Annotated in this window: 21 protein-coding genes; 7 read left to right on the forward strand and 14 right to left on the reverse strand. The window is 66.7% G+C overall.

Going from position 1 to position 21773, the window contains the following annotated elements; genetic code table 11:
* Positions 1 to 58 precede the first annotated feature (58 nt).
* Positions 59 to 973 carry a LysR family transcriptional regulator gene (locus ACJJVR_RS09780; RefSeq protein WP_405404133.1) on the reverse strand — a complete coding sequence of 305 codons (915 nt, stop codon included), beginning with the start codon at positions 971 to 973 and terminating at the stop codon, positions 59 to 61.
* A 92-nt stretch (positions 974 to 1065) separates the two neighbouring features.
* On the opposite strand from ACJJVR_RS09780, the gene metF reads away from it, so the two are divergent.
* Positions 1066 to 1938 carry a methylenetetrahydrofolate reductase [NAD(P)H] gene (metF, locus tag ACJJVR_RS09785; RefSeq protein WP_405404135.1) on the forward strand — a complete coding sequence of 291 codons (873 nt, stop codon included), beginning with the start codon at positions 1066 to 1068 and terminating at the stop codon, positions 1936 to 1938.
* Positions 1939 to 2501: 563 nt separating this feature from the next.
* On the opposite strand, the gene ACJJVR_RS09790 is transcribed toward metF, so the two are convergent.
* On the reverse strand, positions 2502 to 3572 hold the full coding sequence (locus ACJJVR_RS09790) for a DUF2235 domain-containing protein (RefSeq protein ID WP_405404137.1): 1071 nt from the start codon (positions 3570 to 3572) through the stop codon (positions 2502 to 2504).
* A 35-nt stretch (positions 3573 to 3607) separates the two neighbouring features.
* Positions 3608 to 4762 (reverse strand): type III PLP-dependent enzyme, encoded by a 1155-nt coding sequence (locus ACJJVR_RS09795; protein WP_405404138.1) that lies wholly within the window; start codon positions 4760 to 4762, stop codon positions 3608 to 3610.
* A gap of 165 nt (positions 4763 to 4927) precedes the next feature.
* Here ACJJVR_RS09795 and ACJJVR_RS09800 point away from each other — a divergent pair, with 165 nt between their 5' ends.
* The 3 genes from ACJJVR_RS09800 (at position 4928) to ACJJVR_RS09810 (ending at position 8862) form a co-directional block, all read left to right on the forward strand.
* Positions 4928 to 5359: an Lrp/AsnC family transcriptional regulator gene (locus ACJJVR_RS09800; protein WP_405404140.1), complete on the forward strand. Its 432-nt coding sequence runs from the start codon at positions 4928 to 4930 to the stop codon at positions 5357 to 5359.
* Positions 5360 to 5427: 68 nt separating this feature from the next.
* The gene (locus tag ACJJVR_RS09805; protein WP_405404141.1) at positions 5428 to 5778 is read left to right on the forward strand and encodes a DUF1428 domain-containing protein; all 351 of its coding nucleotides are present in this window, start codon (positions 5428 to 5430) and stop codon (positions 5776 to 5778) included.
* A gap of 72 nt (positions 5779 to 5850) precedes the next feature.
* Positions 5851 to 8862 (forward strand): valine--tRNA ligase, encoded by a 3012-nt coding sequence (locus ACJJVR_RS09810; protein ID WP_405404144.1) that lies wholly within the window; start codon positions 5851 to 5853, stop codon positions 8860 to 8862.
* A gap of 364 nt (positions 8863 to 9226) precedes the next feature.
* On the opposite strand, the gene ACJJVR_RS09815 is transcribed toward ACJJVR_RS09810, so the two are convergent.
* The 3 genes from ACJJVR_RS09815 to ACJJVR_RS09825 are packed head-to-tail and all read right to left on the reverse strand — an operon-like array spanning position 9227 to position 11965.
* Complete coding sequence (locus ACJJVR_RS09815) at positions 9227 to 10330, reverse strand: pyridoxal phosphate-dependent aminotransferase (protein WP_405404146.1); 1104 nt, start codon at positions 10328 to 10330, stop codon at positions 9227 to 9229.
* On the reverse strand, positions 10330 to 10566 hold the full coding sequence (locus ACJJVR_RS09820) for an Lrp/AsnC family transcriptional regulator (protein WP_405404148.1): 237 nt from the start codon (positions 10564 to 10566) through the stop codon (positions 10330 to 10332). The genes ACJJVR_RS09815 and ACJJVR_RS09820 overlap by 1 nt, the downstream gene beginning before the upstream one ends.
* A 25-nt stretch (positions 10567 to 10591) precedes the next feature.
* The gene (locus ACJJVR_RS09825; protein WP_405404150.1) at positions 10592 to 11965 is read right to left on the reverse strand and encodes an MATE family efflux transporter; all 1374 of its coding nucleotides are present in this window, start codon (positions 11963 to 11965) and stop codon (positions 10592 to 10594) included.
* A 160-nt stretch (positions 11966 to 12125) separates the two neighbouring features.
* On the opposite strand from ACJJVR_RS09825, the gene ACJJVR_RS09830 reads away from it, so the two are divergent.
* The 3 genes from ACJJVR_RS09830 to plsY are packed head-to-tail and all read left to right on the forward strand — an operon-like array spanning position 12126 to position 14937.
* The gene (locus ACJJVR_RS09830; RefSeq protein ID WP_405404151.1) at positions 12126 to 13085 is read left to right on the forward strand and encodes an aspartate carbamoyltransferase catalytic subunit; all 960 of its coding nucleotides are present in this window, start codon (positions 12126 to 12128) and stop codon (positions 13083 to 13085) included.
* Entirely contained in the window at positions 13085 to 14365 is a 1281-nt protein-coding gene (pyrC, locus tag ACJJVR_RS09835) for a dihydroorotase (RefSeq protein WP_405404153.1), read from the forward strand. The genes ACJJVR_RS09830 and pyrC overlap by 1 nt, the downstream gene beginning before the upstream one ends.
* A complete protein-coding gene (gene plsY, locus ACJJVR_RS09840; RefSeq protein ID WP_405404155.1) occupies positions 14362 to 14937 on the forward strand; it encodes a glycerol-3-phosphate 1-O-acyltransferase PlsY in 576 nt (191 codons plus the stop codon). Before pyrC ends, plsY begins: the two co-directional genes overlap by 4 nt.
* Before the next feature lie 3 nt (positions 14938 to 14940).
* Here the strand turns inward: plsY and ACJJVR_RS09845 are convergent, their stop codons facing one another.
* From ACJJVR_RS09845 to ACJJVR_RS09880, 8 genes are all read right to left on the reverse strand, one after another.
* Positions 14941 to 15321 (reverse strand): hypothetical protein, encoded by a 381-nt coding sequence (locus ACJJVR_RS09845; protein ID WP_405404157.1) that lies wholly within the window; start codon positions 15319 to 15321, stop codon positions 14941 to 14943.
* Positions 15322 to 15491: 170 nt separating this feature from the next.
* Positions 15492 to 16862: a glutamate--cysteine ligase gene (locus ACJJVR_RS09850; protein ID WP_405404158.1), complete on the reverse strand. Its 1371-nt coding sequence runs from the start codon at positions 16860 to 16862 to the stop codon at positions 15492 to 15494.
* A gap of 71 nt (positions 16863 to 16933) precedes the next feature.
* A complete protein-coding gene (locus ACJJVR_RS09855; RefSeq protein ID WP_405404160.1) occupies positions 16934 to 17440 on the reverse strand; it encodes a hypothetical protein in 507 nt (168 codons plus the stop codon).
* Positions 17441 to 17480: 40 nt separating this feature from the next.
* Positions 17481 to 17915, reverse strand: coding sequence for a molybdenum cofactor biosynthesis protein MoaE (locus tag ACJJVR_RS09860; protein WP_405404161.1), 435 nt, complete (start codon positions 17913 to 17915; stop codon positions 17481 to 17483).
* Complete coding sequence (moaD, locus tag ACJJVR_RS09865; protein ID WP_405404162.1) at positions 17915 to 18166, reverse strand: molybdopterin converting factor subunit 1; 252 nt, start codon at positions 18164 to 18166, stop codon at positions 17915 to 17917. Before moaD ends, ACJJVR_RS09860 begins: the two co-directional genes overlap by 1 nt.
* Complete coding sequence (gene pgsA / locus ACJJVR_RS09870) at positions 18156 to 18788, reverse strand: CDP-diacylglycerol--glycerol-3-phosphate 3-phosphatidyltransferase (protein WP_405404164.1); 633 nt, start codon at positions 18786 to 18788, stop codon at positions 18156 to 18158. The genes moaD and pgsA overlap by 11 nt, the downstream gene beginning before the upstream one ends.
* 74 nt (positions 18789 to 18862) lie before the next feature.
* Positions 18863 to 20713 carry an excinuclease ABC subunit UvrC gene (uvrC, locus tag ACJJVR_RS09875; RefSeq protein ID WP_405404166.1) on the reverse strand — a complete coding sequence of 617 codons (1851 nt, stop codon included), beginning with the start codon at positions 20711 to 20713 and terminating at the stop codon, positions 18863 to 18865.
* Positions 20714 to 21013: 300 nt separating this feature from the next.
* Entirely contained in the window at positions 21014 to 21742 is a 729-nt protein-coding gene (locus ACJJVR_RS09880) for an SDR family oxidoreductase (RefSeq protein ID WP_405404447.1), read from the reverse strand.
* Positions 21743 to 21773: the final 31 nt, after the last annotated feature.

Here is a 21773-nt window from a genome sequence, read left to right on the forward strand (position 1 = left end):
ATTGGGGTTGGCGCGTCATAGGGCAGACGCGCCGGAATGCCAAGCATCACGCGCCCGGTCAGCTGGACGGGCCGCGCAGCATCCGCAGGGGTTCGGTGCGCGACAGCCGCAGGACATGCGCCATGTAAGGCTGCGACAGGTCGCCCGACCGCACCGCCGCGTACAGGCGCCGCCGGATCCCCTGCGCGCCAAGGGGCAGCAGGACCAGTTCCGGGTTCGCCGCCTCGCGCCGCAGGACCCAGTCCGGCATGACCGCGACGCCCCGCCCGGACGCGACCAGCATCAGCGCCACCGCGGTCAGCTCGACCGTGCGCTGGCGCGCGGGCTCGATGCCCGCGGGGGTCAGGAACTGGCTGAACACATCCAACCGCGCGCGGTCCATCGGATAGGTGATCAGCGTTTCCCCCGCCAGATCGGCCGGATCGGCATGGCCCTTGGCCACCAGCGGATGGCCCGCGGGCACCACCAGCGTCGGCGCGTAATCGAACAGCGGCTGGAACGTGACGCCCGCCAGATCTTCGGGGTCCGACGAAATCACCAGGTCAACCTCCTCGCGCACCAGCGCGGGCAGCGCGCCGAATGCCAGCCGTTGGCGGATGTCCACGTCCACGTCGGGCCAGGCGCGGCGAAAGATGTCCAGCACCGGCAGCAGCCAGTCGAAACAGGCGTGGCATTCCATCGCGATGTGCAGCCGCCCGATGCGTCCGGCCTCGACGCCCTTGAACTCGGCCTCGGTCGCGGCGACCAGCGGCAGGACCTGTTCGGCCAGCCGCAACAGGCGCATGCCCGCGGCGGACAGGCGCATGGGCTTGGCGGGCCGCACGAACAGCTGGGTGCCTGACTGTTCCTCCAGCGCCTTGACCTGATGGGACAGCGCGCTTTGCGTGATGTTCAGCACCTCGGCGGCGCGGGCCAGACCGCCCTGTTCGTGGATGGCATGCACGGTGCGCAGATGGCGCAGTTCCAGATGCATGATGAAACGCCCTCACATTGATGTTGAAGATTATGAATTTGTCTCACGCCAAGCCGCGTGGCACAAGATCCACCAACACAAAGGGATTCGCCATGACCACGCCCAAGATCAGCTTTGAGTTCTTTCCGCCCAAGACGCTGGAAGCCTCTTTCAAGCTGTGGGAGACCGCCAAGGTGCTGGCCCCGCTGGCCCCCGATTTCGTGTCGGTCACCTATGGTGCCGGCGGCACGACCCGCAAGCTGACGCATGAGGCCGTGACCACGATCAACCGCCAGTTCGGGCTGCAGGTCGCGGCCCACCTGACCTGCGTCGAGGCCACCCGCGCCGAAACGATGGAGATCGTGCAGTCCTATGCCGATGCCGGGATCACCGAGATCGTGGCCCTGCGTGGCGACGCACCCAAGGATGCCGACCGCTTCACCCCGCATACCGACGGGTTTGACAATTCGGTCGCGCTGATCGAGGCGATCGCCGCCCGCGGCGACATGACCATCCGCTGTGGCGCCTATCCCGAACCCCATCCCGACAGCGCCGATACCGATGCCGACGTGACCTGGCTGAAACGCAAGATAGAGGCCGGTGCCAGCAGCGCCATCACACAGTTCTTTTTCGAACCCGAAACCTTTTTCCGTTTCCGCGACAAATGCGTCGCGGCGGGTATCGACGCGCCGATCATCCCCGGCCTGCTGCCCGTGCAAAGCTGGGCCGGGACCAAGCGTTTCGCCGCGACCTGCAACACCACCGTGCCCGACTGGGCCGAAGAAGCGTTCCAGCTGGCGGCGTTGGACGGCCCCGACGCACAGCGCACGCTGGCAACCGACCTGTCCGTGGACCTGTGCGAAAAGCTGATCGCGGGCGGCGTGGACCAGCTGCATTTCTATACGCTGAACCGTCCCGAACTGACCCGCGACGTCTGCGCCGCCCTGGGCGTGCGCCCAAAGGCAGGGCTGGAGGCCGTCGCCTGAAAACTGACAGTGGTTAGCCAGAGGCTTTGGACCCGCCCGTTAACGGTTTCTGGATAATCCATGCCTTGCAAGGAACTATGGCCACTTGATGATGTCGGGGTTGTTGGCGGCACTGGCCCTGACAATCGCACCGATCGGCGTTCCTCGGATGCGACGAGGGACGATCAGCCGGTCGGGACCCGATGAGGCGATAGAAAGGTTTTTGTCCGAACCACAGCAGGTCTGGCTATCACGGGCATCGGTCCAAGGACGTTGATGATCAAGGCGACCTTTTCCAAGGCGCCCCCTGGACCTGCAGCGTGGGCGCTGAAAAACGGGGCGTGATCGCCAGGCCGAAAGGGTACCGGGCGGAACTGTCCGATGGGCAGCCTTGTATCAGGACCATGTTCCACGTTGGGTCGTGTCGCTGACGCAAAACGACGGCCCATCAGGCGTTTCCAGCGGCGAACCAGATGACGCTTGGTTCGTTGCAAGACGGCCGACAGATCCGCTGATGTCCTCTCTGCTGCCGTCTTGGCCGCGACCACCCCTTCCTGGTAGCGGATCAGAACACAATCTCCATGCTAGGCCGGATCGGTGGGCGGGCGGCGCCAGCGCACCACGATGGCAGCGGACCGGGCGTGCAAATCATGCGCAACCAGCTGGGACGACAGGTGTGCAGGGCCGGGCAACGGCACGGGCACCGTCGGATGCACCGTCTCGGTCGTGTATCGACCAACAATGCGGGGGGCCCGGGCCAGAAAGGCCTTGCCCCAGTTGCGCCATGACCCGATCGACGGCGCCGTCGCATCACAGGGAAACAGCGCCTGCCAACCGGGCGGCAGCGGCAACCCAACCGATTCGGCCCTGTCGAGCATCCAGACCAGCGGAATATTTGCCAGGGGGCGCGCAAACTCCATGCCTGACAGCTGTCCGCCGATATCGGGATGCGCGCCGCGAAACCACATCTGCTCGATCTGGCCTGCAGCATGATCATCGTCCCACAACAGTGGCGCAAAGGCCGCCCGCGTTTCGTCCAGGGCAAGGGCCTGGAACCCGTGCTCAATCCCCTGCCCCAGATGCGCGTCGTGAAATCGGAACCGCGGCTCGGTCAGCATCCACAACACCGGCAGCCGCAGGCCCAGGGCCATCACCGTGTCGAAACAGCCGACCATCCGGATCGGCGCCTGTGCGTGACAGCGCCGCCGCCGGAACGCGGCCATCGCCTGTGGCGTGCCGCCCTGATGGTAATAGCGCCAGGCCAGCCGGATATGACGCTCTGTCGCGGCATGCGCGTGCAACAGGCCGACACGGCTGATCATCCCCGCAAGGCTGCGGATGGCAAACGCACCGCGCGAATAGCCCAGCATGAAAATACGGTCGCCGGGGCGATATCCGCTGGCCAGCCAGCCATAGGCATCGGTGATGCGGGATTGCAGGATACGGCCCATGACCAGGTCAGGCAGTGTGCGCCAGCGCGTCCATTGCTGGCCCATGCCGTAATGGACGCGGACACGACCAGGTGGCATGGCGCCCAGCTGTCCGGTTAGCAGGCGGTGGATGCGGCCGATGGAACTGCGCCTGCCGTCGGCCAGCGACGCGAATGTGCCGTCCATCAACACGACATGGGTGGTGGGTGGTCTGATCACGCTCATGCCCCCGATCCTAGCATGGGGGCATGAGCGAAGCGTTACGACAGCCGCATCACGGTCGCGTTGGTCATCGCACCGAAACCGTTGAAGCGGGTGTTCGTGACCGTCGAATAGGCGCCGGCCCCGTGAAAGACGACGAAATCGCCCTCCTGGACCGTGTCGGGCAGGGCCAGTTCGCCGGGCAGGCGGTCGACCGAATCGCAGGTCGGACCGAAAATGACGCGACCGCCGGCCTCTCCCTGACGTGGGGTGCCTTGCGGGGTCATGACTTCGATGCGATCGATGTTGCCGATGATCGGCAGCTCGGCCAGACCGCCATAGACGCCGTCGTTCAGGAACACGTGGCCGCCGTCGCGCACGCCCTTGACGCGGGTGATCAGCGCATAGGCATCGGCCACGATGCCGCGACCCGGTTCGCAGACGAGTTCAGGGGCGTCGGTGCCGAACATCTCGGTCACGGTGTCCGCGATTTCCTGAAAGATTGAGGTCAGGTCAGGCTCGACCCCGATGACGCGATGCGACGGGAAACCCCCGCCCACGTTCAGCCGCACTGCGCGCACACCCGCCATGTCGCAGATGTCCTTGGACACGCGAATATAGCTTTCCCATGCGATGGGGTCGGTGCATTGCGTGCCCGGATGGAATGTCAGCGACGGGACATAGCCGCGGCGCGCGACCTCTGCCAGCAATTCGGCAGCCAGTTCGGGCGAGGCACCGAACTTGGACCCGAAATCATAGGCCGCGCCCAACACCGGCAGCTTGAACCGCGGGGAAATCTCGACCCCCTTGCCGTCGACATGGGTGGGCACCTGATCGAACAGCTTGTTCAGTTCGGACCGGCTGTCCACGGACCACGCACGGATGTTCTGGGACACGCCATGGGCGATCTCGGACCGGGCGCGGACGGGGTTGTGGTAATGGCGCGCGGCATGCGGCGCCATGCGGCCGATCAGGTCGATCTCGAACGGGGATGCCACGTCGAAACCGCGGATGCCGGCGGCGACCAGATTCTGGATCACGGCCTCGTCGGGGTTCGATTTGACCGCATAGGTCACCAGCCCCGGAAAGCCGTCGATGAATTGCCGCGCACGGTCCTGCAGCACCGTCGGCGCGAAGACCATGACCGGATGTTCCGGGGCCAGATGTCGAATGACCTCGGCCGGATTTTCCCAGACGGTCTTCTGTTGTCCCATTGCGGTTCCTTTCGCACGAGGCTGGATGATGGGTTGCGGTCCTGCAACCCAGAATGGCGCTTTTGGGTTCCGATTTCACCGATGAAAAGGCTAGAATCGCATCGCGCACCGGTTATTATGACGCAGTTCATGTCATTTTGACGAAACAGGCAGGTGGGCGCGGGTTTGGACGATCTGGATCGCAACATCATGGCGCAGCTGTCGGGCGATGCGCGCATGTCGGTGGCGGTCCTGGCCCGCCGGTTGCGCGTCGCCCGGTCGACCGTGCAGGCCCGGCTGGAACGGCTGGAGGGGACCGGCGCCATCGCCGGATACACCCTGCGCCTTGGCGAGACCGCGCGCGGCGCCCGCATCCATGCCACCGTCCTTCTGGTGATCGAACCCCGTGCCCAGCCCGCCGTGCTGTCGCGGCTCAAGACCCTGCCCCAGGTCGAACGCGTCCACACCACCAGCGGCCGGGTCGACCTGCTGCTGCAACTGGCGACGTCCTCGACGACCGAACTGGACGAGACGCTGGACCGCATCGGCGTAATCGAGGGCGTGCGGTCGTCCGAAAGCCTGATCCATCTGGCGACCAAGCTGGATCGTGCCGTCTAGGCGGATCGGTTGTTGCATCGAATCCCCAACGGGCGGACAGTGCCGCCACCGATGCAATGGAGGATGCGATGACCTATTATTCCGGTTTCGTGGCGCCCGTTCCCGCGGACAAGCGCGACGATTATGTCGATCACGCGAAAAAGGCCTGGCCGATGTTCAAACGTCACGGCGCGCTGCGCATGGTCGAATGCTGGGGCGAGGACGTGCCCCATGGCAAGCAGACCGATTTCTATCGCGCGACACAGGCCACCGGCGACGAGGTGCCGGTGTTTTCCTGGATCGAATGGCCCGACCGCGCGACCGCGGATGCCGCATGGGCCGCGATGATGACCGAGGACCACCCCGAGATGGGCGACATGCCCTTTGACGGGGCACGGATGTTCTGGGGCGGCTTTGCCCCCATCCTCGATATGCAGTAACGGACTGCCGCTGACGGGCTTGGCCTTTGGCCCTGCATTCGCTAATCCCGCTGCAACAGATGGGGTGATGCGATGACGATGGACAAAAGCTTTGACGCGGCGGATGCCGAGGCCCGGATCGCGGCCGGATGGGAGGCTGCGAACGCCTTTGCCGCCGGGGCCAATGCCCGGCGGCCTAAAACCTTTACCGTGATGATCCCGCCCCCAAACGTCACCGGCAGCCTGCATATCGGCCACGCGCTGAACAACACGCTGCAGGACATCCTGGTCCGCTGGCACCGGATGCGGGGTTTCGACACGCTGTGGCAGCCGGGTCAGGACCATGCGGGCATCGCGACGCAGATGGTCGTCGAGCGCCGCATGGCAGAACGGGGCGAACCCGGTCGCCGCGAGATCGGCCGCGAGGCTTTCACCGCCAAGATCTGGGACTGGAAGCGCGAATCCGGCGACACGATCATCAACCAGCTGAAGCGCCTTGGCGCCAGCGCGGACTGGTCGCGCAACGCCTTTACCATGTCCGGCGCCCCCGGTGCCCCCACGGGCGAAGAGGGCAATTTCCACGACGCGGTGATCCGCGTGTTCGTGGACCTGTACAACAAGGGCATCATCTATCGCGGCAAGCGGCTAGTGAACTGGGACCCGCATTTCGAGACCGCGATCAGCGATCTGGAGGTCGAGAACCGCGAGGTTCCGGGCCACATGTGGCACTTCAAGTACCCGCTGGCCGTCAATCCTGAAACCGGGGAACGCGCGACCTATGAATACGTCGAACGCGACGCCGACGGCCGCGTGACCCTGCGCGAGACGCGCAACTATATCAGCATCGCGACCACCCGCCCCGAAACGATGCTGGGCGACGGCGCGGTGGCGGTCCACCCGTCCGACGAACGCTATGCCCCCATCGTGGGCCGGATGGTCGAGATTCCGGTCGGCCCAAAGGAACACCGCCGCCTGATCCCGATCATCACCGACGAATACCCCGACCCGACCTTTGGGTCCGGCGCGGTCAAGATCACCGGCGCGCATGATTTCAACGACTATGGCGTGGCGATGCGCAACGGCATTCCGCTCTATGCGCTGCTGGACACCAAGGGCGCGATGCGCGCCGACGGGCTGTCCTATGCCGACAGCGCCGCCATCGCGACGCGGGCCGCGGCGGGCGAGGATGTGGGCGACGTCACGGCCGTGAACCTGGTCCCCGACGATCTGCGCGGCCTGGACCGGTTCGACGCCCGCAAGCGGGTCATCGACGCGATCACCGCCGAGGGCCTGGCCGTCACCTATCTGCACCGCGAGATCGAGCCGGAAACCGGGGCCGAGCATCTGGAGCGGCGCCCCGTGATCGACGCCAAGCCGATCATGCAGCCCTTTGGCGACCGGTCCGGCGTGGTGATCGAGCCGATGCTGACCGACCAGTGGTTCGTGGACACCAAGCGCATCGTCGAACCCGCGCTGGAGGCGGTCCGGTCGGGCCGCACCGAGATCCTGCCCGAGCAGCACAAGAAGGTCTATTTCAACTGGCTGGAAAACATCGAGCCCTGGACCATCAGCCGCCAGCTGTGGTGGGGCCACCAGATCCCGGTCTGGTACGACGCCGAGGGCAACCAGTATTGCGCCGCAACATTTGACGAGGTTGCCGTAAAGGTCCGGGAACGCTTCGGCGAAAACGTCGAAGTCGCCGAGCGCATAACGGAAGATAAATTTCAAAATGATGGCCAGCGGATGCTGCCGAATCCCGGCAAACGTTTGGTCGGCGACCCTCGGTTAGGCTTAGAGACGGTCACAGTCATTCTTGAGCGCGATCCCGACGTTCTCGACACGTGGTTCTCCTCCGGCCTGTGGCCCATCGGGACGCTTGGCTGGCCGGAAAAGACGCCGGAGCTGGAGCGGTATTTCCCGACCGACGTGCTGGTCACGGGCTTTGACATCATCTTCTTCTGGGTCGCCCGGATGATGATGATGCAGCTGGAGGTCGTGGGCGACGTGCCGTTCCGCACCGTCTATGTCCACGGGCTGGTGCGCGACGAAAAGGGCGCCAAAATGTCCAAGTCCAAAGGCAACGTGATCGACCCGCTGACGCTGGTCGATGCCTATGGCGCGGATGCGCTGCGCTTCACGCTGACCAGCATGGCGGCGATGGGGCGCGACCCCAAGCTGGGGCCCAAGCATGTCGAGGTGAACCGCAATTTCGTCACCAAGATCTGGAACGCGACCCGTTTCGCCGAGATGAACGGCGTGCGCGGCGGCGGCGAGCGGCCACAACCCAGCCATACCGTGAACCGCTGGATCATCGGAGAGACGGCACGCATCCTGATGGCTGTCGACGAGGCGCTGGCCGCCTATCGTTTCAACGATGCGGCGACAGGGCTTTACGCCTTCGTCTGGGGCAAGGTCTGCGACTGGTACGTGGAATTCGCCAAGCCGCTGTTCGACGGCGAGCATGCCGAGGAGACGCGGGCCACGATGGGCTGGGTGCTGGACCAGTGCTTTGCCATGCTGCACCCGATCATGCCCTTCGTCACCGAGGAGCTGTGGGCGCTGACCGGGGACCGCGACCGCATGCTGGTCCATGGCGACTGGCCGGAACTGGGCGCCGACCTGATCGACGCAGAGGCCGACCGGCAGATGAACTGGGTCATCGCGCTGATCGAGGGCGTGCGGTCCGCGCGGGCGCAGATGGGCGTGCCGGCGGGCGCCAAGCTGGACCTGGTCGTGACCGAGGCGGACGCGGCCGCCCGCGCGGCGCTGGCCGCCAACGGTCCGCTGATCGAGCGGCTGGCGCGGGTGAACCCCGCCGCCGACGGGGTCGCGGGCAAGGGCATGATCGCCGTGTCGGTGCAGGGGGCGAGTTTCGCGCTGCCCATCGGCGACGTGATCGACGTGGCGGCGGAAACCGCGCGCCTGCAAAAGGCCGAGGGCAAGCTGCGCAAGGATGCCGACGGCCTGTCCAAGCGTCTGTCGAACCCCAAGTTCGTCGAGAACGCCGATGCCGAGGTGATCGAGGAAACCACCGGCAAGCTGGCCGCGCTGGAGGACGACATCGCCCGTCTGCAAGCCGCGTTGGCACAGTTGGCGGCGATGTAATCCCCATGGCCCGGCGCGCCTGGTAGGGTGGCCGGGCCGTGGGTATTTCGGCACAGGAGAACCGCAGGGGGTGCCTGGGTGGCGTTGGCCAGAGCGGATCACCGGGCGAGTGATCGGCGCGCGTCGGGGTGGGCTTGCGACAGCAGCGGCCCGGCATGCAGGTCAGGACGGATGCAGCGACAGCGGGGGCTTGAGGGTGGCGCTGGTTGGCGTGCGGCCGCAGAAGATCGTTCGGAGAGAGCGGCGATCATCGCGCAGGCGCGTCTGGCTGATTCGACTTAAGGCCCCGAACGCGCGGCCCTGCTGACTAGGATCGCGCGGTTGCAGATGCGTCAGGCCATCGCCGAGGAGGCCCCGCGCCGGTTCATGCGGAACCAAGGGCCGCCAGCGCGCGGGGCAACGCGTCTTCGAACACGTCCAGTTCATGAATTGGCGCGCAGCTGATGCGGATGCAGCGGTCCAGCGGTGCGACACCGGGCATGCGGGCGAACACGCCCTGCCCCTCCAGCGCGGCGATCAGGGCGCGGGCAAACGCGCCGTCGCGGCCCGTGTCCAGCGCCACGAAATTTGTGGCCGAAGGCAGCGCGGTCAGTCCGCTGGCGGTGCCTATGTCGGCGATGCGCAGGCGGGCGGCCTGAACCTCGGCCACGACATGGGCCAGCCAGCCCTGATCGGCCAGCGCGGCCAGCGCGCCCGCCTGTGCGATGCGGTTCACGCCGAAATGGTTGCGCACCCGGTCGAACCCCGCGATCAGGTCGGGAGCACCGATCGCATAGCCGATGCGCGCCCCGGCCAGACCGTAGGCCTTGGAGAAGGTCCGCATGCGGATCACCCGCGCATCGTCCGCCGCAATGTCGGGAATAGCCGATGCGGGCGCGAATTCGGCATAGGCCTGATCCAGCACCAGCAGGCAGTCGCGCGGCAGCCGGTCCAGCATGGCCGTGATCACCGCGCCGTCATGCCAGCTGCCCATCGGGTTGTCGGGGTTGGCCAGATAGACCAGCCGCGCACCCGTCGCGTGGGCGCGTTCCAGCAGGGCATCGGGATCCTCGGCGTCGTCGCGGTATGGCACCTTGTGCAGGACGCCGCCGAACCCCGCGACGTGATAGTTGAACGTCGGATAGGCCCCGTCCGACGTCACCACCGCATCGCCCGGCGCGATCATCATCCGCACCAGGTTGCCCAAGAGACCGTCGATCCCCTCTCCGACCATGATGGCGTCGGGGGTCGTCCGGTGATGGGCCGCCAGCGCATGGGACAGATCATGGCTGGGCGCGTCGCCGTATTTCCAGACCTGTCCCACGGCCTCGCGCATGGCGCGGGCGGCAAGCGGGCTGGGCCCGAACGCGCTCTCGTTCGCGCCAAGGCGGGCGGCAAAGGGCGCGGCGCGGCGGCGTTCCAGCGTTTCGGGGCCGACAAACGGCACGGTCGCTGGCAGGCCCGCCACCAAGGGCGTGAAATGCGGCATCAGAACGCGCGAAACGTCATGGTGGTCATGGTGCGGCTGATATGCGGGATGTCGAACAGCCGGTCGGACAGGAACCGGCCGACATCCTCATCCTCGGGGATGTAGACCTTGGCGATCAGGTCGAAATCGCCGGAGGTGGAATACAGCTCGCTGACGACCTCGCGGTCGTAGATGGCCTCGGCGACCTGATAGGTCGTGCCGGGGTCGCAGCGGAACTGAACAAAGACGGCGCGCATGGGAAAGCTCCTGTTTGGGGGCAGGTTAGACCGTGGCCGCGGCGCGGGTCCAGTCCCCGCGCGCAAGCCCGCGCCAGAACCGCCGCATCAGCAGCACAGCCGCGAATGTCAGTCCGACGCACAGGCCCAGCCAAAGCCCCGCGGGGCCAAAGCCCAACGGAAAGGCCAGCGCCCATGCCACCGGCATGCCCACGACCCAATAGCTGAAGCCCGCGATCCACATCGGCACCTGGGTATCCTGGACCCCGCGCAGAAAGCCCAGGGCGATCACCTGGAACGCATCGGTCAACTGGAACAGCGCGGCATACATCAACAGCATCGCCCCAAGTGCCACGATCTGCGGGGCCTGCGGGTCCGTCGGGTCCAGATACAGCCGCACCAGTTGTTCGGAAAACAGCAGGTACAGCGTGATGGCCACGGCGGCAAAGGCCAGCGACATCCACACCACGGTCACGGCCGCATCGCGCATCCACGCAGCGTCGCCCCGACCCTTGGCCTGACCCACACGGACGGTCGCGGCATTGGACAGCCCCAGATGCGCCATGAAGGTGATCGAGGTGATCTGCAGCGCGATGCCATGGGCGGCCAGTTGCGGCGTGCCGATCCAGCCCATCATGATGTTCGAGGCGACGAACAGCCCGCCCTCGGCCACCATGGTCAGGCCGATGGGCCAGCCGATGCGCGCGATCTGGCGCATGGCCTGCCAGTCGGGACGCCAGAACCGCTGGAACAGGTTGTATTTGCGCGCGACGGGCACCCAGGCCGCATAGGCGATCAGGGCCAGCAGCTGGACCACCTGGACAATGACGCTGGCGATGGCCGCGCCCCGCACGCCCAGTTCCGGCGCGCCCAGATTGCCAAAGATCAGCACCCAGTTCAGCGCCAGGTTCAGCGGCAGCCCGGCCAGCGTGACCCACATGACGACCTGCGTCCGCTCCAGCGCGGCCAGATAGGAGGACAGGGTCAGCTGTCCCAGCACCACCGCCAGACCCCAGCCCGCGATGCGCAGGTAGTCCTGCGCCAGCGCGCTGACCATGTCGGTCTGGCCCAGGGCCAGCAGGATCGGTTCGGACCACCACATCAGCGGCATCACGGCCAGCGCGAACCCCGCCGACAGCCACAGCGCCATGCGGGCGCCGCGGCGGACCTCGGTCTCGCGGCCGGCGGCGACATGGGTCGCGATCAGGCCCAGGACGCCGATGCCGAAACCCATGCCCAGAAAGAACAGGATGTGAAAGAAGCTGGTCGCGATGACCAGGGCGGCCAGCGGCACGACCCCGTACCAGCCGACCATGACCGTGTCGCCCACGCCGATGGCCATGCGCGCCAGGTGGCTGCCGATCAGCGGCAGGCCCAACGACAGGGTCGCAAGAACATGGGGGCGGTATCGGCTGTGCATGACCCTGCCATATCTGCAGCCGCAAAATGCGGCAAGGGGGCCAGTTGCACGTCCTGCAGGAAATCCGGTCCGGCGGCGGGCGGGTGCCCGTCCGCGGCTTGCCGCCCCCTGCCCCATCTGCGATAGATCGCGCGAACACCGTCCCCCCAGGAGGCCTCTGATGAGCTTTCGCGCCCGCCATCTGCTGGGCATCGACCATCTCAAGCCCGACGAGATCGTGTCGCTGCTGGACCTGTCCGAAGATTACGTCAGCCTGAACCGCCGCACGGTGAAACATTCCGACGCGCTGGCCGGCATGACCCAGATCAACATGTTCTTCGAGAACTCGACCCGCACCCAGGCCAGCTTTGAGTTGGCGGGCAAGCGGTTGGGCGCCGACGTCATGAACATGGCCGTCGCACAGTCATCGGTCAAAAAGGGCGAGACGCTGATCGACACCGCCCTGACGCTGAACGCGATGCAGCCCGACCTGCTGGTGGTGCGCCATCCGCATTCCGGCGCGGTCAACCTGCTGGCGGAAAAGGTCAACTGTGCGGTGATCAACGCGGGCGACGGGCGGCACGAACATCCGACGCAGGCCCTCCTGGACGCGCTGACCATCCGCCGCGCCAAGGGTCGCCTGCAGCGGCTGACCATCGCCATCTGCGGCGACATCGCCCACAGCCGCGTGGCCCGGTCGAACCTGATCCTGCTGGGCAAGATGGAGAACCGCATCCGCCTGATCGGCCCCGCGACCCTGATGCCCGCGGGCGTCGCCGACATGGGGGTCGAGCTGTATGAGGACATGCGAGAAGGCCTGAAGGGCGTCGACGTGGTGATGATGCTGCGCCTGCAGAAGGAGCGGATGGATGGCGGCTTCATCCCGTCGGAACGCGAATATTTCCATCGTTTCGGGCTGGACGCCGAAAAGCTGGCCTTGGCCGCCCCCGACGCGATCGTCATGCATCCCGGCCCGATGAACCGCGGGGTCGAGATCGACGGCACCATCGCCGACGACATCAATCGCAGCGTCATTCAGGACCAGGTCGAGATGGGCGTCGCCGTCCGCATGGCCGCCCTGGACCTGCTGGCCCGCAACCTGCGCAGCCTGCGTGGCCGCACCGCCGTCGGAGAGCCGTGATGGACCTGATCTTTCGCAACGCCCGCCTGATCGACCCCGAGGCACAGACCGACGCCATGGGCAGCCTGCGCGTCACCGACGGGTGCATCGCCGGACGCGGCGCGCCCGAGGACCCGGCCCCGGACGGTGCCACCGTCATCGACTGTCGCGGCCGCGCTTTGGCGCCCGGCCTGATCGATTGGGGCGTCAAGATCGGCGAACCGGGCGAACGCCACAAGGAAAGCTTTCGCAGCGCGGGCCGCGCGGCGGCGGCGGGCGGCGTCACCACGATCATCGCGCGACCCGACACCACGCCCCCGATCGACACGCCCGAGGCGCTGGAATTCGTCGCCCGCCGCGCCAGCGACGCGCCCGTCCACATCCGCCACATGGCCGCCCTGACCAAATCCCGCGAGGGCCGCGAAATGACCGAGATCGGTTTCCTGACCGATCTGGGCGCGGTGGCCTTTACCGACGGCGTGCGCGTGGTGCGCGACACCAAGCTCTTGGGCCGCTGCATGACCTATGCGCGGGGCCTGGACGCGCTGATCGTGGGCCATCCGCAGGACCCGTCGCTGTCGCATGGCGCTGCGGCGACCAGCGGCAAGTTCGCGTCGCTTTACGGCATCCCCGCCGTGTCCCCCATGGCCGAGGTGATGGGTCTGGACCGCGATCTGGGCCTGATGGCGATGACGCGCGGGCGGTACCACGCCGACCAGATCACCGTGGCGGCCAGCCTGCCTGCGCTTGCGCGGGCGCGCGACGCGGGGCTGGACGTGACGGCAGGGATCTCGATCCACCACCTGACGCTGAACGAATTCGACGTGGGCGATTACCGGACTTTTTTCCGGTTCACGCCCCCCCTGCGGTCCGAGGATGACCGGTTGTCCATGGTCGATGCCGTGGCGCAGGGGCTGATCGACACCATCGCCAGCTTTCACACGCCCCAGGACGAGGAATCGAAACGCCTGCCCTTCGAGGCCGCCGCCCCCGGTGCCGTCGGCCTGCAGACCCTGCTGCCCGCGGCGCTGCGCCTGTATCATCAGGGCGGGCTGACCCTGCCGCAGCTGTTTCGTGCCATGGCGCTGAACCCTGCCCGGCGGCTGAACCTGTCCGCAGGCCGCCTGTCCGACGGCGCGCCCGCCGATCTGGTGCTGTTCGACCCCGACGCGCCCTTTGTGCTGGACCGGTTCGCGCTGTTGTCCAAATCCAAAAACACGCCCTTTGACGGTGCGCGGATGCAGGGGCGCGTGATCGGCACCTGGGTCGCGGGCACCCCCGTTTTTGGAGAGACCGCATGATCCTCTGGGCGCTCTTCGGCTATCTTCTGGGATCCGTGCCCTTTGGCCTGGTCATTACCCGCGCCCTTGGCCTGGGCGATCTGCGCCAGATCGGGTCCGGCAACATCGGCGCGACCAACGTGCTGCGGACCGGCAACAAGGGCGCAGCACTGGCCACCCTGTTGCTGGATTCGGGCAAGGGCGCCATCGCCGTCCTGCTGGCCCGCCATTTCGGCGGCGAAGGCGCGGCGATCCTGGCGGGCGGCGCGGCGTTTCTGGGCCACTGCTTTCCGGTCTGGCTGCGGTTCAAGGGCGGCAAGGGGGTCGCGACCTTTCTGGGAACGGTGATCGCACTGAACTGGCCCCTGGGCCTGATCGCCTGCGCAACCTGGGCGCTGACGGCGGCGATCACCCGTATCAGCAGCCTCAGCGCGCTGTTGGCCGCCGCCTTGGCCCCGGTCTTTGCCTGGGGCCTGGGACGGCCCGACATCGCGGCGGTGGCGGCGTTCATGGCGGTGCTGATCTTCGTCCGGCACCATGCCAACATCAGCCGCCTGCTGACCGGAACCGAACCCCGGATCGGTCGCAAGTAACGCTCAGCGCGTGGCGACCAGACTGCGCCCCGGACGCACCGGGCGCGCGGATGCGTCGGCCAGCCCGGTGGGGGTGAACGGCCCCTGCATCTGCGCGACAGGCTCGGGCTCAGGCTCGGCAACCGCGGCGGGCAGCGTGCCGCCAAGCCGCTGCAGCGCCTCGGCCCCGCGCCGCGCCGAAACCGCGATAGAGATCAGCGCAAGACACGCCCCCGCCAGCAGGATCAGCGCGACCAGTCCCAGCAGCCCCAGAAAGATCGGCCAGGGCGGCACGCCCTCGGCCTGCCGGACCAGCACCGCGACCGCACCCAGCAGCGCCAGAACCCCCAGCCCAAAGACCACGGCCACCAGACGGCCCATCCATTGCATCACATCACCACGCATCGCATGCCCCTGCATTTTATGCCGGGGTGCCACCACTGGCCGTCCAGATCAAGACGTGACGGGCAGCCGCCCCTCACACTCGCGTGCGTCCAGCGGTCGGGCGTGACGCCCAAGGGGGGTCCGGGGGGATGGGACGTCCCCCCGGCACGTCGCGGGACGCAACCCGGCGGTCAGTAGGAATAGTCGTCATAGATCCGCGTAAGGTCGCCGTCCCACGCGCCGCGGTACTTCTCTAGCAGCTCGTCGGCGGGGACCTTGCCGCTGTCGACGCTTTCCTTCAGCGCGTTCAGGAAATGCGTCTCGTCGGGGACCAGCCCGTCATTGCCGGACCGGGCGCGAGCCTTCAGGCCGCCCTCGGCGATGGCCAGAACCTCTCGGGCCAGATCGTGCATCTTGACGCCACCGACCTGCGCCTGCAGCCCGTCGCGGCCTGCAGCCACGCGCAGCGCCTCGCGCGTCTCGGCGTCCCAATCCTTGATCAGATCGGTCGCGGCATCCAGCGCGCCCTGGTCATAGGTCAGCCCGACCCACAGCGCCGGCAGCGCACACAGCCGCCGCCACGGGCCGCCATCGGCGCCCCGCATCTCGATGTATTTCTTGACGCGAGCCTCGGGGAACACGGTGGTCATGTGGTCGGCCCAGTCCGACAGGGTCGGCACCTCGCCCGGCAGAGCCGGCAGCTGGCCCTTCAGAAAATCGCGAAAGCTCTGGCCCAGGGCGTCGATGTATTTCCCGTCGCGATAGACAAAATACATCGGCACATCAAGGACATAGTCCACCCAGGCCTCGTACCCGAACCCATCCTCGAACACGAAAGGCAGCATGCCGGTCCGCGCCGCATCCAGGTTCTGCCAGATATGCGCGCGCCAGGATTTCATGCCGTTCGGCTTGCCGTCCAGAAAGGGCGAATTGGCGAACAGCGCCGTTGCCACCGGCTGCAGCGCCAGCGCGACGCGCATCTTCTGGACCATGTCGGCCTCGGACGCGAAATCCAGGTTCACCTGGACGGTGCAGGTCCGGTACATCATCTGGGTGCCAAGCGTGCCGACCCGGCCCATGTAGTCGGTCATCAGGCGGTAACGCCCCTTGGGCATCATCGGCATGTCGCCTGCGGCCCAGATCGGGGCGGCCCCCAGCCCGATGAACCCCGCGCCAATATCGGCGGCGACGGCCTCGACCTCGGCCAGATGGCCGTTCACCTCGTCGCAGGTCTGGTGGATCGTCTCCAGCGGCGCGCCGGACAGCTCCAGCTGGCCGCCCGGTTCCAGGCTGACATTCGCGCCGTCGCGTTCCAGCCCGATCAGCTTGCCTGCCTCCAGCACCGGGGTCCAATTAAATCGGTCGCGCAACCCCTCCAGCATGGCCGTGATCGATGCCGGACCCTCGTAGGGCAACGGCATCTTGCGCGCGTCGTCATAGCCGAATTTCTCGTGCTCGACGCCGATGCGCCAGGCGTCCCTGGGCTTTTCGCCGCTGGCGATATAGGCGGCCAGCTGGTCGCGATGTTCGATGGGGCCTCCGCCCTGCTGGGGTATGGACATGGACAATGAGGCCTTTCAAGGGTTTCCGGTCGGTCACAGGTGGCAACGCGGGCGTGCCAAGTCAAGCCGCCTCAGCCCGGCCTCCGCCAAACGGTGCGCATTGCGTCCCGCTGTCGGGCCACATGCGCCAGTGCCGCCGACACCGCGCCCATGTCCAGCCCCGGCAGCGCGGTGAAGGCATCGGCCAACGCCCCGGCCCCTGCGGCGTCGGCGGGGATCAACAGGGCCTCTCCGGTCTGGCTGCGCAGGCGCCAATGGGCATGCCCGTCCAACCGCAGCAGGCGGATTTCGGACAGGTCGCGCAGGGGGATCTCTCCGCCCATGTCGGTTGCGCCGTAATATCGGATCGCACCCTCGACGATCTCGACCACGCCGGGGGCGGCAACCGCGCGCCGAAAGGGCGTGCGGCGCAGCGCGCCGAGCGCCAGGCTGCCCGCGACCAGCGCCCCTGCCCCGCCCACGACCGCAAAGAACCAGCCGCCGCGAAACGCCACCCACAGCGCGGCCAGCGTCAGCGCGCAAAAGGTCAGCAGTTCGGCATGGGTGCGCAACAGGGCGCGCAGGTCGGGCCGGGTCACGGGCGGCAACCGCAAACGGGTCCGGGTACGGGTACGACGATCACCACCGGGTCAGTGCGTCCTCGTCCTCGGGGCGGGCGGCGACCCAGCTGGTTGTGCCGTCGTGCGCGATCTGGCGCTTCCAGAAGGGGGCGCGGGATTTCAGCCAGTCCATCAGGAAATCAGCCGCGTCAAAGGCCGCGCGGCGGTGGCGGGCGGCGGTGGCGACCATCATGATCTGTTCCCCCACCGCGATGCGGCCATATCGATGGATGATCCGCCAGTCGGACAGGCCGAACCGCGATGCCGCAGCCAGACCGTGATCGATCAGCGCGCGTTCGGTCATGCCGGGGTAATGCTCGATCTCCAGCGCGTCCAGAACGCCGCCGTCGTCGCGCACGATGCCGGTAAAGGTCACGACCGCACCGGCCCCCGCGCCAAAGCCCGCAAGCTCGGTCGCCAGATCAAAGGGGTCGGACTGGACGCGGGCGGTCATCAGCCCCCCGTCATCGGCGGAAAGAACGCAACCTCTCGGGCGCCGATCAACGGCGCATCCAGATCGGTCAGCTGTTGGTCCACGGCGCAGCGCAGGGACGCAATGTCGGCAAATGCCGCGGCGTGGCCGTCGGACCGGGCAGTCAGTTCGGCGATCAGCGCGCGCGGGGTCGCTGCATCGGTTGCGACCGTTTCGCGCGGATGGCCCACGCGTTCGCGCAGCCAGGCGAAATACAGCACCTCAACCGTCACGGCTGGGCTCCTTGAGATAGGGCAGCGCCTTGACGAAATAGTCCCAGCCCGTCCAGGCCGTCAGGGCGGCGGCGATCCAGATCAGCGTCAGCCCGGCATAGGTCGCAAACGCAGCCAGACTGCCCGACCAGACCAGCCCGACCTCTCCGACGCGCGGCGCCGCACCGTTTTCGACATAGGCCAGCCCGGTGCCCAGAAACAGCACGGATATGGCGACCATCTGCAGGGTCGTCTTCCACTTGGCCAGATTGGTCACCGCCAGCAGGCGCGACTTGTCGCCCAGATATTCGCGCAGGCCGGACACGAACACCTCGCGAAAGAGGATGATCGTCACCGGCAGGATCAGCCACGGGTTCATCCCCGAATAACCGGTGATGACCACCAGCGCGATCACCACCATCGCCTTGTCCGCGATCGGGTCCATCGCGGCGCCAAAGCGGCTCTCCTGTTTCCAGGCGCGGGCCAGATAGCCGTCGAACCAGTCGGTGACCGCCGCCAGCAGGAACAGCGCCAGCGCTGCCCAATCGGCCCAGGGCCTGTGAAAATACAGAAACATCAGCGGGACCCCGGGGGCCGCCAACAATCTCAACAGGGTCAGGATATTCGGAATGTTCCAGCGCATGCCCGCACGCTAGTCCCTGCCGCGACCGTTGAAAAGGGCGAACGCGCCGCTGGCGCAGCTGTGATCCGGGGGTGTCATCCCTTGGCATTGAAGTGGTCATAGACTTTTTGCGCCATTGCCGCGGATATGCCCGGTGCCGCCTGCAGATCGGTCAGGCCCGCGCGTCCCACGGCCTTGGCGCTGCCGAAATGCTGCAGCAGGGCGCGTTTGCGCGACGCGCCGATGCCCGCGATCTCGTCCAGGGGGTTGGCCATCTGCGATTTCGCGCGCTTGGCGCGGTGGGTGCCGATGGCCCACCGATGCGCCTCGTCGCGCAGGCGCTGGACGAAATACAGCACCGGGTCGTTCATCCGCAGGGCAAAGGGGCGCTGGCCGTGGCGGTGGAATTCCTCCTTGCCATGGTCGCGGTCCTGACCCTTGGCCACGCCGATCATCGGGATGTCCTCGACCCCCATTTCAGCCATGATCTCGTGGACGACGGACACCTGACCGGCGCCGCCGTCGATCAGCAGCAGGTCGGGCCAGGCTTCGGTCTGGCGGTCTGGATCGTCCTTGAGCAGGCGCGTGAAACGGCGGGTCAGCACCTCCTTCATCATGCCGAAATCGTCGCCGGGGGTGATCTCAGTGCCCTTGATGTTGAACTTGCGGTACTGGTTCTTGATCCAGCCGTCCGGCCCCGCCACAATCATGCCACCGACCGCGTTGGTGCCCATGATGTGGCTGTTGTCATAGACCTCGATCCGGCGCGGGGGGCTGGGCAGTTCGAACGCGTCGGCCAGCCCCTCCAGCAGGCGCAGCTGGGTGGCGCTTTCGGACATGCGCCGGGCCAGGCTTTCGCGCGCGTTGCGCAGGGCATTGGTGACCAGATCGAGTTTCTCGCCGCGCAGGGGAACGGCCACCTCGACCTTGCGGCGCGCGCGTTCCGACAGGACATCGGCGGTCAGGTCAGGGTCCTCGGGCGGGTGGGACAACAGGATCTGGCGCGGCGGCGGGGTGTTGTCATAGAACTGCATCAGGAACGCCTGCATCACCTCGTCCGCGCTTTCGGCGCCGCCAAGACGCGGATAGAAATCGCGGTTCCCCCAGCTTTGATTGCCACGGATGAAAAAGACCTGCACGCAGGCCTGCCCGCCCTCCATGTGCAGTGCCACGATGTCGGCCTCGGCCACGCCCTTGGGGTTGATCGCCTGCACCGACTGCACGGCGGTCAGCGCCTTGATGCGGTCGCGTAGGGCGGCGGCGCGTTCGTATTCCATATTCTCGGCCGCGCGGGCCATCTCGGCCGCCAGATCGGACTGGATCGTCGTGGTCTTGCCCTGCAGGAACCGTTCTGCGTCATTGACCAGCGCGTTATAGTCGGGCGCGCTGATGCGGCCCACGCAGGGCGCGCTGCAGCGCTTGATCTGAAACAGCAGGCAGGGACGCGTGCGGCTCTCGAACACGCTGTCGGTGCAGTTCCTCAGCAGGAACACGCGCTGCAGCTGGGTCAGGGTGCGGTTCACCGCCCCCGCGCTGGCAAAGGGGCCGTAATAGTCGCCCTTTTCCGATTTCGCGCCGCGGTGCTTTTTGATCTGGGGATAGTCGTGGGACTTGGCCACCAGGATGTTCGGGAACGATTTGTCGTCGCGCAAAAGGACGTTGTAGCGCGGTTTCAGCTGCTTGATCAGGTTCTGCTCCAAGAGCAGCGCCTCGGTCTCGGTGTTGGTGGTCAGGAACATCATCGACGCCGTCTCGCGGATCATCCGCGCGATGCGCCCCGAATGCCCCGAGGGACGGGCATAGTTCGACACCCGCGCGCGCATATCGCGCGCCTTGCCGACATACAGAACCGCCTGTCCTGCATCCAGCATGCGATAGACGCCGGGACTGTTGTCCAGCGTGCGAAGATAATCCTGGATCAGGGCGTGGCCGGTTTTCTGGGTCATGACATGAACTTGGTGATTCTGGCCCCCGCTGCAAGTTCCGGAGAGCGAAGGCAAGAAAGAAGCTTTCCACGGAATCTGTGGATAATTCTGTGGGTGAGCTGTGAGGATGACCCTGCAGGGCCAGCAATCGTTACAGTTCCGTGAAGTTGCCTTTATTTTGGGCAGATAGAAACAGCGCTGTTATCGTTGGATAATTTTTATTCGTCCGGGTTGTGGACAGAAAAATCTTGCAGAATCCGCACGTTGCGACGGGATTTGACGGCTCCGTGGACAAAATCGCCTAATCGTTCCGGATCGGGCCTATTCCAGCCCCACGACATCGGGCGTGCGCCATCCCAGGTGCTGACCGCCATCGACGCAGATCAGCTGTCCGGTGACCGCACGGGCGTCCAGAAAGTACCCCAGGGCGCCCGAGATGCCGTGCGAGTCCGCCCCCCTGCCCAGCACGGTTGCGGCCCTCTGCGCGGCGAAATGGCGGTCGCTCTGGCGGGCGCCCTGCAGGGTCGGGCCGGGGCCGATGGCATTGACGCGGATGTCGGGTGCCAGGGCCTGCGCCGCGGTGCGCGTCAACGACCACAGCGCGGCCTTGGCGATGGAATAGGTCATGAATTCGGGCGTGGGCTTCAACACCCGCTGATCGACCATGTTGACCACCAGGCCCTGCGACTGTGGTTCGCCGTTTTCGTCCGGCTGCGCCTTGGGGCATTGCGCGGCAAACGCCTGCATCAGTTGGAACGGGGCGCGCAGGTTCGACCCCAGATGCCGGTCCCACCCCTGCATCGTCGCGCTGTGCATCGTGTCATATTCAAAGATCGAGGCGTTGTTGACCAGCACGGTCAGCGGTCCCATCGCCCGCGCCACCTCCGGGATCAGCGCCGCGGTCGCGTCGGCGTCCAACAGGTCGACCTGAAACGCCTGCGCCCGCACGCCCAGGGCGCGCGCATCGGCGACGGTGCGGTCGGCATCCTCGGCGGACCCGGCATAGTGGATCGCCACGTCATGGCGGCGCCGCGCCAGTTCCAGCGCCATCGCGCGGCCAAGCCTGCGGGCCGCCCCTGTG

It is taken from the genome of Paracoccus sp. Ld10 (genome assembly GCF_045064235.1).
Taxonomy (GTDB): Bacteria; Pseudomonadota; Alphaproteobacteria; order Rhodobacterales; family Rhodobacteraceae; genus Paracoccus.

Bases quoted from the DNA above. Each gene is read 5' to 3' on its own strand.
- ACJJVR_RS09780 (WP_405404133.1), bottom strand. From the start codon at position 973: ATGCATCTGGAACTGCGCCATCTGCGCACCGTGCATGCCATCCACGAA.
- metF (WP_405404135.1), top strand. From the start codon at position 1,066: ATGACCACGCCCAAGATCAGCTTTGAGTTCTTTCCGCCCAAGACGCTG.
- ACJJVR_RS09790 (WP_405404137.1), bottom strand. From the start codon at position 3,572: ATGAGCGTGATCAGACCACCCACCACCCATGTCGTGTTGATGGACGGC.
- ACJJVR_RS09795 (WP_405404138.1), bottom strand. From the start codon at position 4,762: ATGGGACAACAGAAGACCGTCTGGGAAAATCCGGCCGAGGTCATTCGA.
- ACJJVR_RS09805 (WP_405404141.1), top strand. From the start codon at position 5,428: ATGACCTATTATTCCGGTTTCGTGGCGCCCGTTCCCGCGGACAAGCGC.
- ACJJVR_RS09810 (WP_405404144.1), top strand. From the start codon at position 5,851: ATGACGATGGACAAAAGCTTTGACGCGGCGGATGCCGAGGCCCGGATC.
- ACJJVR_RS09815 (WP_405404146.1), bottom strand. From the start codon at position 10,330: ATGCCGCATTTCACGCCCTTGGTGGCGGGCCTGCCAGCGACCGTGCCG.
- ACJJVR_RS09820 (WP_405404148.1), bottom strand. From the start codon at position 10,566: ATGCGCGCCGTCTTTGTTCAGTTCCGCTGCGACCCCGGCACGACCTAT.
- ACJJVR_RS09825 (WP_405404150.1), bottom strand. From the start codon at position 11,965: ATGCACAGCCGATACCGCCCCCATGTTCTTGCGACCCTGTCGTTGGGC.
- ACJJVR_RS09830 (WP_405404151.1), top strand. From the start codon at position 12,126: ATGAGCTTTCGCGCCCGCCATCTGCTGGGCATCGACCATCTCAAGCCC.
- pyrC (WP_405404153.1), top strand. From the start codon at position 13,085: ATGGACCTGATCTTTCGCAACGCCCGCCTGATCGACCCCGAGGCACAG.
- plsY (WP_405404155.1), top strand. From the start codon at position 14,362: ATGATCCTCTGGGCGCTCTTCGGCTATCTTCTGGGATCCGTGCCCTTT.
- ACJJVR_RS09845 (WP_405404157.1), bottom strand. From the start codon at position 15,321: ATGCGTGGTGATGTGATGCAATGGATGGGCCGTCTGGTGGCCGTGGTC.
- ACJJVR_RS09850 (WP_405404158.1), bottom strand. From the start codon at position 16,862: ATGTCCATACCCCAGCAGGGCGGAGGCCCCATCGAACATCGCGACCAG.
- ACJJVR_RS09860 (WP_405404161.1), bottom strand. From the start codon at position 17,915: ATGACCGCCCGCGTCCAGTCCGACCCCTTTGATCTGGCGACCGAGCTT.
- pgsA (WP_405404164.1), bottom strand. From the start codon at position 18,788: ATGCGCTGGAACATTCCGAATATCCTGACCCTGTTGAGATTGTTGGCG.
- uvrC (WP_405404166.1), bottom strand. From the start codon at position 20,713: ATGACCCAGAAAACCGGCCACGCCCTGATCCAGGATTATCTTCGCACG.
- ACJJVR_RS09880 (WP_405404447.1), bottom strand. From the start codon at position 21,742: ATGGCGCTGGAACTGGCGCGGCGCCGCCATGACGTGGCGATCCACTAT.